This window comes from Gordonia polyisoprenivorans, assembly GCF_017654315.1.
GTDB classification, from domain to species: Bacteria; Actinomycetota; Actinomycetes; order Mycobacteriales; family Mycobacteriaceae; genus Gordonia; species Gordonia polyisoprenivorans_A.
Genome location: NZ_CP072203.1, coordinates 1,027,641 through 1,040,855 on the forward strand (window position 1 = coordinate 1,027,641; position 13,215 = coordinate 1,040,855).

Consider the following 13,215-nt stretch of genomic DNA (forward strand, 5'->3'; position numbering starts at 1 on the left):
AGAGCCGGTATTGGCCTTTCGACGTCGTTTCGGAGACGGCGATCAAGATTTTGTGCACGCGATCATGTCTTCTATTGCCACGAACTTCACTCTCGGTCGAGACTCATGCGATCCGCGCTCGCGCTCGACCGCATCGATCGCGCGCCAACCGTCCCATTCGATCGGGTCGGAACCGTTGTTCGCCAACAGCACTCGCAAAGCATCGCGCGAGTTGACCTCGCCCGACAGCGCGCCGTTGCCGGCGTCCTCCCACAGCCGAGCAACCGTCTGCTCGGCGCAGACACGGTTGGTCCCGATCATCCCCTGCGGTCGCGCTCGAGCCATGCCGTGAAGTACGTGCCGGCCGTAGGTTCACCGGTCTCGTCGATCAGCACGTCGCGGCAGATGACGTTCGCCGGAATGGACCACGACCAGCCTGAACCGCTGTGGGGCGACCTTCATCGGGTTCAGCTACGGAGAATCAGCGCGTTGCCCTGGCCACCGCCGCCGCAGAGCGCTGCGGCCCCGATTCCGCCGCCGCGACGTTTCAGTGAGTGCGCCAACGACAACGCAAGCCGCGCACCCGACATCCCGACGGGATGACCCAGAGCGATGGCCCCGCCGTGGATGTTGACACGATCGGGGTCCACGCCGAGCCTCCCGATCGAAGCCAGAGCTACCGCTGCGAACGCTTCGTTCATCTCGATCAAGTCGAGATCGGTCGCGTCGAGCGTGCCGTCTTTCGCGAGCGCGGCGGCTATGGCGTTGGCCGGCTGATAGAGCAGCGAGGTGTCGCGACCGGCAACGAACGCCGAAGCGCCCAGCTCGGCGAGCCACTCGATTCCCAGCTCGATTGCCTTGGCCTTGCTCATCAGAACGACGGCAGCGCCGCCGTCCGACAGCTGCGACGCCGACCCAGCGGTGATGGTGCCGTCGGCGAGAAATGCCGGACGGAGTTTGCCGAGATTGTCCACGGTGGTGTTCGCGCGGATCCCCTCGTCGTCGGTCACGGTGGTCGACCCTCGCCTGGAGGTGATCTCGACGGGGACGATCTCGTCTGCGAAAGTCCTGTCTTCGGTTGCAGCGGCTGCCAACCGGTGTGATCGGGCGGCGAAGGCATCCTGAGCCGTGCGGTCCAGATCGGTCCCGTCGACATAGCCGTCCGTCGCCTCACCCATCGCCACATGATCGAAGGCGCAGATCAAGGCGTCACGATCCAATGAGTCTTCGAGAGATGCTGCACCGTAACGGAACCCGGTCCTGGCCCCGCGAGCCAGGTGGGGGGCTCCGGTCATCGACTCCATGCCGCCGGCGACGACGATGTCCGCATCATCTGCTCGGATCAGACGGTCACCGTCGGCGATTGCCTGCAGGCCGGACAGGCACAAGTTGTTGATGGTGACAGCTGTTGTCCCGAGCGAAATCCCCGCTGCCGCAGCGGCCTGTCGCGCCGGATTGGGGCCGACTCCGGCCTGTACGACGTTGCCCATGATCACCGTGTCGACAGCGAAGGCATCGACACCGGCTCTGGCCAGGGCTCCCCTGATTGCGTGGGCTCCGAGTTCGGGAGCGGTGAGCGAACTCAAGGCTCCCGCCAACTTTCCGATGGGCGTGCGAGCTCCCGCGACCAATACCGTTTCCGTCATGATGTCTCTCCCCGGAATGGGTAGTGCAAGTGTTGTGGTCTACCGAACCTGCGTCAGGCGTCAGTAGCCCACCGTGAAGCGCTGGCGTATCAGCGATGGGTCCTCAAGCTCGTCGACGATCGCGATCGCGTAATCGTCGAGCGATATCGCGGGCGGACCGTCCGGGCGGGTCAGTACCTCTTCGCGACCTACGCGAAAGACTCCAGTTCGCTCACCGGGCCCGATTCCAGGAGGAGGGCACAGGTACGTCCAGTTCAGCTCCGTCTCCTGCTGGATCAGCTCGAAGAAGTGAGAGGCCGCTTCGGCGGGCCGGGCTGCCGGTGCCGGGAAGTCGGGTGTGTCCATCAGCCGGGTCGTCGTGCCAGGCACCCGCAGGATGCCGCAGCCGCCGTTGACGAAGTAACGCGGGACCCTCGACTTTCTGACGGAGTCGATCAACGCGGAGTGATCGATCTTGAGGAACTGGATGGACGAGATGACCACGTCGTGTCCAGCGATCTGCTGGGGCAACGTCTCGCGGTCGTCGGCGTTGCCTGCGATGGACGTGACGCCGTCGATGGCGGGGACCCTGTCCGGGTGCGTAGAAATGGCCGTCACCTGATGTCCGCGTGACGCCAGCTCTCGGGTGAGAGGAATTCCGACGGCACCGGATGCTCCGATCAGTGCAACTTTCACTCGACCCTCCGGATGTGTTGTGCGGCTTTATCGAGTGTGAGACTAGATGCGTCGGTGACTACACAACCCCGTCTGTTCCAGCGCGCGGAACGGGGGACGGGGACGAAGCCGACGGTTCCGGTGACCGGCGCGGGGAGGTGGGTGACACCCGATCTGTTCTGACAGCCGGATCACGGGCTTCGGACTCGACTCTGTGCGAGGCACAGTGGATCCACGCGTCCGCTCGGCCCGACCAGGACAGGAGACCCCGTGAGTGAAGGCAGCACTGTCGGTGTGGCACAGGCGCGACTTGCGTCGACCGTCGTGGCGGTTCGCGACGGCGAGAGCGGTGTCGAGGTGTGGATGATGCGACGCGCGATGTCCATGGCCTTCGCGCCCGGAGCGATGGTGTTCCCGGGCGGTGGGGTGGACCCCCGGGACGCCGATCCGTCCATCCCATGGAGCGGAGGCTCGGCCGAGAATTTCGCGGACCGACTGGGCACCGACACCGAGACGGCTCGACTGGTCGTCGCGGCCGCCCTACGAGAGTTGTTCGAGGAGACCGGGGCACTGCTGATCGAGCCGATGGTCTTGCAGGACCATGAGGAGGAACGCCGACAGGTCGAGTCGCGAGAGCGATCGATGGCCGATCTCGTGGTGGAGCTGGGTGGAGCGATGAACGTCGCGCCGCTGGAACCCTGGATGCGATGGGTGACGCCCGACAGCGAGAGCCGACGCTACGACACGTTCTTCTTCGTCGCCGTACTGCCGGCAGGCATCAGCACCGGCTCGGTGAGCTCGGAGGGGGATTCGGCCGGCTGGGAGTCTGCGCAGCGCGTGCTCGATGACGGGAAGGCGGGTCAGTGCATCGTCCTACCCCCGACGGAGTCGGTGCTCAGAGCAATTGCGCGGGCGGCCTCGGCGCGCGAAGTACTCGAGGGTGCCGCGCTCCGTCCACTGGCCGCGATCGTCCCCGCCGTCACCATCGACGGCAATGGCGACTACGTGATCCACGCCAACGACGAAGTATTCGTCCGTCCCGGGCCGGGGTCGACTCGGTGACCGGATCGGTGCACCTGCAGCGCGATCCCGGCGAGTCGACGGACATCGTAGACTCGCCGGCCGTTGACACAGCGGCATCGGCGCGCAGGCGTCGGCGACCTATCTGATCAGGACTGCCCGGCCACGAACATCACCACGAGCCAGATCGTCGAACGCCTGCATGGCGTCACCGAACGAATACCGCACGAGATCCACATCGAGTCGTCCGGCGCGGGCCAACTCCACGAGCTCGACGAGATCACGCAGGGTGCCGCTGTAGCTGCGCGCAAGAGTGGCACCGAACGGGAGTCCGCGAGACTGCTTCGCGGTCTTGAACTCGTAAACGCCCCCGCCCAGCCCTGGTACACGGATTGCGCCGTACGGGGCCACAACGCCGACGTCGAGTGCGAGCGTCGCGTCGACACCCACGAAGTCGAGCACCAGCTCGGCCCCGTACCCGCCCGTCGCACAGAGGATGTGAGCGATCGCGTCGGGGTCGGTTGCGTTCACGGCCAGGTCGACCCGGCCTGCCACGGCCTCGAGACTGCGGGGGGAGGTATCCACGGCGATGATGCGAGCTGGGGTGAGCGCCCGCAGAATCGCCACGGCGAACTGACCGAGTCCGCCTACCCCGACCACTACGGCCGTCGAACCGGGCCGAAGAAGTTCCAGCTGGGTGCGTATAGTGTGATAAGGAACCAACCCGGCGTCGGGCAGTACCGCCGCGAGTTCGGGATCGACGCCGAGCGCCGAGACCGTCCAACGCGCAGGCACAGCCACCAACTCGGCCATGCCACCGTCGTGGCTCATGCCGGGTGCGGAGGGGACCCGCAGCCGGCCGCCGGTACCACGGCAGGCGTTCTGCCGTCCCTCGATGCACATGGAGCAGACGCCGCACGCCCATACCGGGTAGACCACGACGGGGTCGCCGACGGACCTGCCCTCTACGTCGTCCGACACCTCGACCACGACACCGGCGATCTCGTGGCCGAGCGTTGTCCCGACGGGGACGATGGCCCGGTCGGCCGACCGCACCGACACATCGGTCTGGCACACGCCTGCCGCGGCGACCTCGATCAGCACCTCGCCGTGACCGAGCTGCGGTCGATTCACCTCGACTTCCCGAACGACGCCGACCTCGGTCAGCTTGATGGCACGCATGGACGTCATCACGACCGAGCAGAGACCATGTCGAGTGCGATGTCGACGATCATGTCCTCCTGGCCGCCGACCAGCCGTCGACGACCGACCTCGGTGAGGATGGTGCGCACGTCCACGTCGTATCGCTCCGACGCGGTCTCTGCGTGACGAAGGAAGCTCGAGTACACGCCCGCATAGCCCAACGACAACGTCTCGCGATCGACCTGAACCGGTCGATCCATGAGCGGCCTGACCAGGTCGTCCGCCGCGTCCTCCAGAGCCGACAGATCACAGCAGTGATTCCAGCCCTCCAGATTCGCGACCGCGACGAACGGCTCGATCGGGCAGTTACCGGCACCGGCACCCAGGCCCGCGAGCGAGGCGTCGACGCGGTAGGCACCGGCCTCGACCGCCACGATGCTGTTCGCAACGGACAGAGACAGATTCTGATGCGCGTGGATACCGATCTCCGTCTCGGCTTTCAGGACGCCGCGGTAGGCGTCGACGCGCTCGGTCACGCCCTTCATGGTCAGATGACCGCCTGAGTCGGTGACGTAGACGCAGTGCGCGCCATAGGACTCCATCAGCACCGCCTGCGCGGCGAGGTCCGCAGCCGGGGACATATGGCTCATCATCAGGAACCCGGACACGTCCATGCCGAGTTCGCGCGCCGTTGCGATGTGCTGAGCGGAGACGTCTGCCTCGGTGCAGTGGGTGGCGATGCGGACCGACCGTACCCCGAGGTCGTAGGCCCGCTTCAGGTCATGGATCGTGCCGATGCCCGGCAGCAGGAGCGTCGTGAGGCGGGCATTCGAGATGGTCTCGGCTGCAGCTTCGAGCCACTCCCAGTCGGTGTGGCTGCCGGGCCCGTAATTGAGACTGCCGCCCGCGAGCCCGTCTCCGTGGGAGACCTCGATAGCGTCGACGCCCGCAGCGTCGAGTGCTGCGACGATCCTACGGATATCGGCGGGTTGAATGCGGTGCCGAATAGCATGCATGCCATCCCGCAGAGTCACGTCCTGGACGAAAATTTCGGTCATGCGTCCACCTTCAGTGGCTCGAGTCGGGCTGCCATGCTCTCGGCCACTCGGAGGGCGGCCGACGTCATGATGTCGAGGTTTCCGGCATATGCGGGGAGATAATGCGCTGCTCCCTCTACCTCGAGGAACACGCTCACCTGGTGAGTGACGGGCGGAGAGCCCTCGGGGGCGAGAGTATGGACTGGTTGGTCGGCAGGGATCGGCAGGATCTGTACCTCCTGCTTGAGGCGGTAACCGGGCACGTAGGCCGCCACGCAGGCCACCATCTGCTCGATCGAGGTGCGGATCTCGTCGTGGTCGGCGTCGCCGATCAGAGCCAGCACGGTATCGCGCATGATCAGCGGGGGCTCGGCGGGATTGAGCACGATGATGGCCTTGCCGCGGTGAGCTCCGCCAACCGCCTCGATCGCCGCGGAGGTGGTCTCGGTGAACTCGTCGATGTTCGCCCGAGTGCCGGGGCCGGCCGATCGTGACGCGATCGACGCGACGATCTCTGCATACGGCACGGGTGTCACCTGCGAAATGGCGGCGACGATTGGAATCGTGGCCTGCCCACCGCATGTCACCATGTTGACGTTGTCGTTGTCGATATGTTCGTCGAGGTTCACCGGGGGAACCACGTACGGACCGATCGCGGCAGGCGTCAGATCGATGAGACGTTTGCCGAACGGAGCGAGCCGGATCGCGTTGGCCTCGTGAGCCTTTGCCGAGGTCGCGTCGAAAATGATCGCGATGTCGTCGAAGTCGGGCATCGAGATGAGCCCGTCGACGCCGTCCGAGGTGATCGGCACGCCGTGTTTCACGGCACGTGCGAGTCCATCGGACTTCGGGTCGATACCCACTACGGCGGCCATCTCCAGCGTCTGGGACAGTCGCAGGACCTTGAACATGAGATCGGTTCCGATGTTGCCGGAACCGATCACGGCGACCTTTGTGCGGGTCATGCGGCGCTCCCTTTTTCGAATGTGGCAGTGATGCGTCCGAACGGCGCGATGTCGGCCGTGACGTGGTCGCCGGCAGCGACGGGGGCCATAGGACCCAGAGCACCAGAGAGAATGATCTGCCCCGCGAGCAGGGGCTGACCCTGCGACGCTGCCGTATGCGCCAACCAGGCCACCGCGACCAGCGGATCGCCGAGACATGCAGCGCCCGTGCCCTGAGAGACAGTGTTGCCATTGATGGACATCGTCATCGTGGCCGCGACAGGATCGAAGTCGTCGAGGCCGAGGCGCTCGTCGCCCAGCAGGAAGAGGGCGCTCGATCCGTTGTCGGCGATGGTATCGACGATCGTGATGTCCCAGCCGTCGATACGGCTGTCGACGATCTCGAGCGCTGCCGTGGCGTACTCGATCGCAGCGCGAATCCGCTCGCGCGAGAAATCCTCGCCGTCGAGGTCCTCGGAGAGTACGAAGGCAATTTCTGCCTCGATCTTGGGCTGCAGCAGAGTGTCGGTGTCGATGGCCTCGTCGCCGGTGCGGCGCATGTCGTCGAACAGAATCCCGAAATCGGGGGAGTCGACGCCGAGCTGCTTCTGCACAGCCTCCGACGTCAGGCCGATCTTGCGGCCCACGACGCGCGCTCCGCCGCGGATGCGGTGTTCCGCGAGCTCGCGTTGCACCTGGTAAGCCAGGTCCATGTCTGTGGCACCCAAGAGGTCACGCACGGGTGGGCACGGGGTCGAGGTCGCGGTGGCGGACTCGAGGCGAACGACTGCCTCGGATACGGCCGTTGTCGCTGATGTCGAAGTGTCAGTCATGAGGCTCTCGTTTCGTCGTGGTGGTGCCGTCATTGTCGGCGCGTGCCACCTCGCTCGCCCGTCCATGTTCCGGGTGCTGGAACGTGGCCGACTTCTGCCGTGCAGATCTCTCAGCTGCCCATGACCATGACCAGCTCGGTTCCCTTGTGACTCGAATGCACTCGCCGGTGACGTACCCGGACAGGTCGGTAGCCAGGAATTCGACGACATCGGCGACGTCGGCGGTGGTCCCGAAGCGCCGTCCGTTCAGGGCTGTGACTCGCTCACGATTCTCCTCGGTACGTCGGCGGACTGCTCATCGGTGAAACCGCCAGAAACGAGCCAATTGATGACTATCATTGACTATGATTGTGAGATCCGCCGTTGTCGCGAGCGGGTCGTGCGGGTGAGCAGGAAGTTGGTGCGGTGTGACTATCGACATGACGTTGGCGAGGGCCGATTCGGGCGGAGACGCGCAGTCTTCGGTCGGCAAAGTGCTCCAGATGATCGAGTACATCTCCGGCCGCGGTGGCAAGCCGTTCCGGGTGACCGAGATCGCGGCCCACGTCGGGCTTCCCAAGAGCACGGCACATCGCCTGTTGAAGGAACTCGCGGACCGTGACTTCGTGGGACGGCTGGATGCCAAGTATGTCGCGGGTGGTGCGCTCGCCACGGCCCAGCGGACGTCCGCAGGCGTGCAGCACGAGCGAATTCGAGAGATGGCGTACCAGTCGATGGCGTGGCTCTTCGAGCGCAGTGACGCCATGGCCGTTCACCTCGCAGTACTCGACGGGTTCGATGTTCTATACCTCGATAAGCTGACCAAGCCCGCCGGCACCCGATTGCCGAGTCGGGTCGGCGGACGCGTCCCCGCTAACTGCACCGCCCTCGGCAAGGCGCTGCTGGCGTTCGAGGACCGAGCCAGGGTCGAATCGGTCATGTCGAAGCCACTACCGCGGATCACCCCGTATTCCGTCTCCAAGTCGCAGCAGCTGGCACACACCCGGCGAGTCGGTTTCGCCAGTGAGCGCGAGGAGGCATGTCAGGGATGGGTGTGCGTCGCGGCACCCATCATGGGCCGGGGTAGGCCGGTGGCCTCCATCTCGCTGTGTGTTCCCAGCATCACCGCCGCTCGATCGATCGACGTGCAGCTGGCCGCATGGGGACGGTTGTCGATGGAGGCCGCCGCAGGCGCCTCTCGCATGATCGGACCAGCATGACCACCCTTGCGCAGCTGCCACCGTTATCCGACGTCACGCTGGCCGACCGGTGTGCCCACTGGGCCACGGTCACCCCGAACGCGCCGTGCCTCACCTCCGGCGACACGACCAGGAGCTGGGCCGAGGTCATGGAACGCTGCCGCCGTCTGGCAGCCGGTCTGACACCGTTCGGGCGCGGCGCACGGATCATTTACCTGGGCCGCAACAGCACAGTGTTCATCGAACTCGCGGTCGCCTCGTCGATGGCTGGCACGGTCCTGACCGCGGTCAACTGGAGGCTTGCGGCACCGGAGATGGCGCAGGTCGTCGAGCATTCGACTTCTGCGCTCGCATTCGTCCAGGACGAGTTCGCTCAGCTGTGGGCCGACGCGTCGTCGTCCTCGTCTATCCCGGCCGTGCACTTCGGGGGCGACGGCTCGAACGGCGACGAGCAGTGGGACTACGAACACTGGCTGGCCGAGCACGAGCCCACGGCGCCGAATGGTCAGCAGGCAGCGGCAGCCGACGACATCGCGTTGCAGATGTACACCTCCGGCACCACCGGCCTACCCAAGGGGGCGCTGTTCACTCACGCTGCGCTGCAGGGTGTCTCACTGAGTGCGGACGCGATGGGAATCACCGACAAGTCGACCATGCTCGTGGCCATTCCGATCTTCCACGCAGGGGGCGCCGGCGCTGCGACCATCGCTCTGCGGGCAGGTGCGCATCTCGTGATGTCCGCGGACACGTCGCCCGACGCGCTCGCAGCGGCGGTGGAGCGCTACTCCATCACGAGCATGATGCTGGTACCGACGCTACTCAACGACATACTCTCGCGGCCGAGCGCGATGGCGCGCGACCTGAGCAGCCTCGAGATCATCTCGTACTGCGGATCGCCCATCACACCCACGCTGCTGGCACGGTGTATCGACGGTTTTAAGTGTGGCCTGGTGCAGCTCTATGGCCTGACAGAAGTCAACGGCATCTCCGTGTTGCGGGTCGAGGACCATCTCGACGCCGAGCACCCCGAACGACTGCGGTCGGTGGGACGTGCGCTGCCTGGAGTCGTCGTGAAGATTATCGACCCGCTGACCGGTACCGAGCTACCCGCGGGAGAAACCGGCGAGATCTGCGTTAAGGCCCCCACGGTGATGAGCGGCTACTTCCGGGCACCCGACCGCACGGCCGAGGCATTCACCAGCGACGGATTTCTACGCAGCGGCGACGGCGGCTACATGCTCGACGGCTACCTGTACCTCCGCGACCGCATCAAGGACATGATCATCAGCGGCGGTGAGAACGTGTATCCCGTCGAGGTCGAGAAGGTGCTCGTGGCCTGCCCGGGCGTTGCCGACGTGGCCGTGATCGGAGTGCCGTCCGAGCGATGGGGCGAGACCGTGAAGGCCGTCGTGGTGCCGACGGCAGAAGATCCCAGCACCGTCGAAGCAGTTGCGGACTTCGCTCGCCTGCACCTGGCCGGCTACAAATGTCCGACCTCCGTGGAGCTGGTGAGCGCTCTGCCGAGGAACGCCTCCGGCAAGTTGCTCAAGCGTGTGGTGCGAGATCGAGATTGGATCGACGCGCACCGCGTATAAATTCGTAGTCAGTAAGAACCAAGCCCGGCTGCCCCGAATATCGGGGCAGCCGGGCTTCGTCGATCGTGCGCGCGAACGTCAGCCTGCGTCGGCCGTCGCCGCGTCGTCGGCGAGGGTCAATTCGAGACGCCTGCCGCTGAACGGAAGTCCGACGGGATCCTTCTCCTCCGGGGGCAGAACCTCACCCGTCACGAGCTCGTTCCATCGCCGCCACCATGCGCGCATCTGTAGCTCGTCCTGGCCGGAGACGACCGACGCGGACATGCCGCGAGAGATGTCGGACCAACCCAGCTCCTTGTGCGTAGCAAAGCCGCGCTGCGCGCTCTCGAGCGCTTCGACATCATCGGGGGAGGCCAAGCCGCCGGGACCCCAAAAGGTCAGGAAGTTGTCCAACCGCTGCGCGAGCAAATCCGGCCCCTCTTCGGGAGGCACGATGTGCCATGCGCTCACCTCCATGTAATCGGGGGTGATGGGGTCGATCTTGCGGACGACGACCCCCATGACGAGGTCGATAATGATCAGGTTGGGGAAGATCACCAAGTTTCGGCTGCCACGCAAACGGGTCGCCCACTCCTCGCCGTGCTTCTCGGCGATGGCCGCATAGCGCGCCGCGCGCTCGGCGTGGCCCTCCGGCGAGAGTGGACGCCCGAGGAGCTCCTCGGTGCCGGGGGGTGAGGCGACGACGGCGTGGCCGTTTCCGAGTGCGATACCGCGCTCCTTGCCGACCAGCGACATGTCCAAGCCTTCCCTGGACGCCGCGACCATCTCGAAGTAGCGCTGGTGGGTCGACATCGCGTGGTAACCGTCGATGCTGTTCTCTACCAGGAGCTTCCAGTTGGCCTTGACGGAGTATTCGTGTGTTCCCTCGATGACCTGCATGCCGATCTCGGACTGGTCGGCGATCAGGTCGATGTACTCCTTGGCTCCGGCCAGGTACGTCTCGAGATCGACGATGTCAGGATCGAAGCTGGCGAACACGAAGCCTCGGTACGACGACAGTCGCGGCGGCTTGGCCAGACCCGGACGCTCGAAGTTCTCGCCGTAAGCCTGATCGCCCGGCATCGAGACCTGCTCGCCGGCAACGTTGAACGTCCACCCGTGGTAGAAGCACGTCATGAACCGAGCGTTGCCCTCGGGCTCGCGGCAGATCATGGCACCGCGGTGCGGGCACGAGTTGAGCCATACGCGGACCTGCCCCTTGCCGTCGCGAGCGAAGATGATGGGCCGCCCGGCCAGCTTGCGTGTCTTGAAGCTGTTGGGCTTCGCGAGCTCGGACTCGTGACCGACGTAGAGCCAGCACTTGTCGAATACCTTCTTCTGCTCCTGCATGAGAACGGCAGAGTCGATCATGGTCTCGCGGTTCACCTTGAACTGCGGCATCTCGCGGTCGTCGAGTACGTAGTCGGACATGTCACATCTTCCTGTTGATGGGTCAGAGTTGGTTCTGGGCGTGGCGGTCGGAAGTCAGGAGAGAGCGCCGTTCGTTAAAGGCGATCGCGAGCGGCGTCAGCCGCGGCTGCACCCGCAGGTTGAGCCACTCGACCGTGCGCTGCCAGTAGTCGTACGACGCTGCTATCTCGATCGACTCACTGGACGGTCGATGGAAGTCGGCACCGACACCCGGGTAGCGCACCAACTGGGTGAAGACGGGGGCGTCGTCGCGCAGTGTGGTGTCGAGCTCGTCGTAGGCCGTCGCAGAAACCGCGGGGTCGTCCTCGCCGAACATCCCCAGCCACGGTGTTCGGATCCGGGAGGCGAGTGCGACCACGGCCGCCGACAGGTGACCGTCGCCCGCGGTCATCGCAGTCGGCGAGACACTGACGGCCGCGCCGAGTCCGAAGCGAGCGCTTGAGAGCAGCGCCAGGTGTCCGCCTCGGCCATAGCCGATTATCCCGACTTGCTCGTCCTCCCAGTCGCGGCGCCGGAGATGGCTCAGCAGCGAACCCACGACCTCGACGAGCTGCCCGTCGGTGCCCTCGATCGCGTCGAGATCCGCGGCGATGCCTTCGTAGCCATGGGTGGCGAGTTCGTTGAGGTGCTGCGCGGCGTTTGCCTCGAAGTCGCCTCCGGCGCTGAGTATCAGCACCCCACCGCGGGGGATACCGCCCAGGTCCAGCTGGGCTATGGGGACGCGTCCCGACCCGGAATCGACGGTGTCCATGCGCGGTCTGATGCGAATGGCGGATGTCATGGACAGCACTCCTGATGTCGTCGACCCGGACCGGGGCACCGGTCACCGGGAGATTTCATCGTCCTGCGACGAGGAGGGCTCGGGAACGCGTCGTCCCGGGCACTGGAACGCAGGACGGACCGCTCAGGGTCGGTGAATCGGCGCCGAATCTGCGCTTTTTGCGAAGGTTCCGACCAATGGAACCCGATTGGCGGCCGCCTGTGCCCTGGGTCACAGTGCGTGGGCGCGATTGCAGGGGACTTACCTAGCGCTGATGACGTTGGCCGTCGGCATCCTGTTCCCAACCCTGATCCGCCGCTTCGACGACCTGACCGGGGGCTCACGTGGCCTGCAGGGCATCAGCTTTCGGCCGCCGGAGGACCTTGAGTACTTCTCCGGTGCACTCGGTCGCACGATCTGGATTTTCTGGGCGGTGTCGATCGCGCTTGCTCTTTGCCGCCTCGTGGTCCGCAACATCATGCGCAGCGGGCTCGGACGCGGCATCGTGGCGCTGCGCGACAAAGAAGCGGCCGGCGTCGTGATGGGCGTCAACCGGGCCTTCGTGCGGACGGTGCTCTTCGGAATCTCAGCCGCCATTGCCGGGCTCGCCGGCGGCTTCTTCGGAGTGATCAACGGGATTATCACCCCGGATTCGTTCACCCTGCTGCTCACGATCAACTTGCTCGTCGGCATGTTGATCGGCGGCAGCGCCAGCTTCTGGGGACCGATCATCGGCGGGTTCGTCGTCTATTTCGTGCCGGTCTGCGGCTCGGTCTACTCGAAGCCGCGCAGCATCTCGATTTCGAGCCGCCGCTCATGTTGCCGGGTGTGCGCGTCAAGCTCGACGGACTGGAAGACCAAATTGCCATCGAGTCGGCGTACCTGCAGACCTGGACCGCCGAGGGTTGGGACGAAGGCAAGCTGTACGACTTCGAGGGTCAACTGACTCCGTCGTAGTCCTTTTCATGACGATGCCCGGCTGCTGCGATCTTCTCGCGGCGGCCGGGCATCTGTCT

Annotated in this window: 13 protein-coding genes; 4 read left to right on the forward strand and 9 right to left on the reverse strand. The window is 65.4% G+C overall.

Translation table 11 applies throughout. The annotated features are described in order from the left end of the window. Positions 1-42 precede the first annotated feature (42 nt). From J6U32_RS04710 to J6U32_RS04720, 3 genes are all read right to left on the reverse strand, one after another. The gene (locus tag J6U32_RS04710) at positions 43-300 is read right to left on the reverse strand and encodes a hypothetical protein (RefSeq protein WP_208793762.1); all 258 of its coding nucleotides are present in this window, start codon (positions 298-300) and stop codon (positions 43-45) included. Positions 301-446: 146 nt separating this feature from the next. Beyond that, complete coding sequence (locus J6U32_RS04715) at positions 447-1,625, reverse strand: acetyl-CoA C-acyltransferase (protein ID WP_208793763.1); 1,179 nt, start codon at positions 1,623-1,625, stop codon at positions 447-449. A gap of 60 nt (positions 1,626-1,685) precedes the next feature. Continuing rightward, complete coding sequence (locus J6U32_RS04720) at positions 1,686-2,300, reverse strand: NAD(P)-dependent oxidoreductase (protein ID WP_208793764.1); 615 nt, start codon at positions 2,298-2,300, stop codon at positions 1,686-1,688. Positions 2,301-2,549: 249 nt separating this feature from the next. Here J6U32_RS04720 and J6U32_RS04725 point away from each other — a divergent pair, with 249 nt between their 5' ends. Then, the gene (locus tag J6U32_RS04725; RefSeq protein WP_208793765.1) at positions 2,550-3,341 is read left to right on the forward strand and encodes an NUDIX hydrolase; all 792 of its coding nucleotides are present in this window, start codon (positions 2,550-2,552) and stop codon (positions 3,339-3,341) included. Positions 3,342-3,440: 99 nt separating this feature from the next. Here the strand turns inward: J6U32_RS04725 and J6U32_RS04730 are convergent, their stop codons facing one another. The 4 genes from J6U32_RS04730 to J6U32_RS04745 are packed head-to-tail and all read right to left on the reverse strand — an operon-like array spanning position 3,441 to position 7,289. Further along, a complete protein-coding gene (locus J6U32_RS04730) occupies positions 3,441-4,490 on the reverse strand; it encodes an alcohol dehydrogenase catalytic domain-containing protein (protein WP_208793766.1) in 1,050 nt (349 codons plus the stop codon). After that, positions 4,490-5,500 (reverse strand): 4-hydroxy-2-oxovalerate aldolase, encoded by a 1,011-nt coding sequence (dmpG, locus tag J6U32_RS04735; protein ID WP_208793767.1) that lies wholly within the window; start codon positions 5,498-5,500, stop codon positions 4,490-4,492. Before dmpG ends, J6U32_RS04730 begins: the two co-directional genes overlap by 1 nt. Further along, the gene (locus J6U32_RS04740) at positions 5,497-6,444 is read right to left on the reverse strand and encodes an acetaldehyde dehydrogenase (acetylating) (RefSeq protein ID WP_208793768.1); all 948 of its coding nucleotides are present in this window, start codon (positions 6,442-6,444) and stop codon (positions 5,497-5,499) included. Before J6U32_RS04740 ends, dmpG begins: the two co-directional genes overlap by 4 nt. Beyond that, positions 6,441-7,289 (reverse strand): 2-keto-4-pentenoate hydratase, encoded by an 849-nt coding sequence (locus J6U32_RS04745; RefSeq protein ID WP_425324107.1) that lies wholly within the window; start codon positions 7,287-7,289, stop codon positions 6,441-6,443. The genes J6U32_RS04740 and J6U32_RS04745 overlap by 4 nt, the downstream gene beginning before the upstream one ends. Before the next feature lie 386 nt (positions 7,290-7,675). Between J6U32_RS04745 and J6U32_RS04750 the strand changes: the two genes are divergently transcribed. Continuing rightward, positions 7,676-8,455 (forward strand): IclR family transcriptional regulator, encoded by a 780-nt coding sequence (locus J6U32_RS04750; RefSeq protein WP_280118974.1) that lies wholly within the window; start codon positions 7,676-7,678, stop codon positions 8,453-8,455. Beyond that, positions 8,452-10,029, forward strand: a complete 1,578-nt coding sequence (locus J6U32_RS04755; protein ID WP_208793771.1) for an AMP-binding protein — start codon at positions 8,452-8,454, stop codon at positions 10,027-10,029. Before J6U32_RS04750 ends, J6U32_RS04755 begins: the two co-directional genes overlap by 4 nt. A 78-nt stretch (positions 10,030-10,107) precedes the next feature. Here J6U32_RS04755 and J6U32_RS04760 read toward each other — a convergent pair whose 3' ends face one another. Continuing rightward, a complete protein-coding gene (locus tag J6U32_RS04760; RefSeq protein ID WP_208793772.1) occupies positions 10,108-11,439 on the reverse strand; it encodes an aromatic ring-hydroxylating oxygenase subunit alpha in 1,332 nt (443 codons plus the stop codon). 22 nt (positions 11,440-11,461) lie between these two features. Then, complete coding sequence (locus tag J6U32_RS04765; RefSeq protein ID WP_208793773.1) at positions 11,462-12,220, reverse strand: dienelactone hydrolase family protein; 759 nt, start codon at positions 12,218-12,220, stop codon at positions 11,462-11,464. Positions 12,221-12,473: 253 nt separating this feature from the next. On the opposite strand from J6U32_RS04765, the gene J6U32_RS04770 reads away from it, so the two are divergent. Next, entirely contained in the window at positions 12,474-13,145 is a 672-nt protein-coding gene (locus J6U32_RS04770) for a branched-chain amino acid ABC transporter permease (protein ID WP_244332598.1), read from the forward strand. Positions 13,146-13,215: the final 70 nt, after the last annotated feature.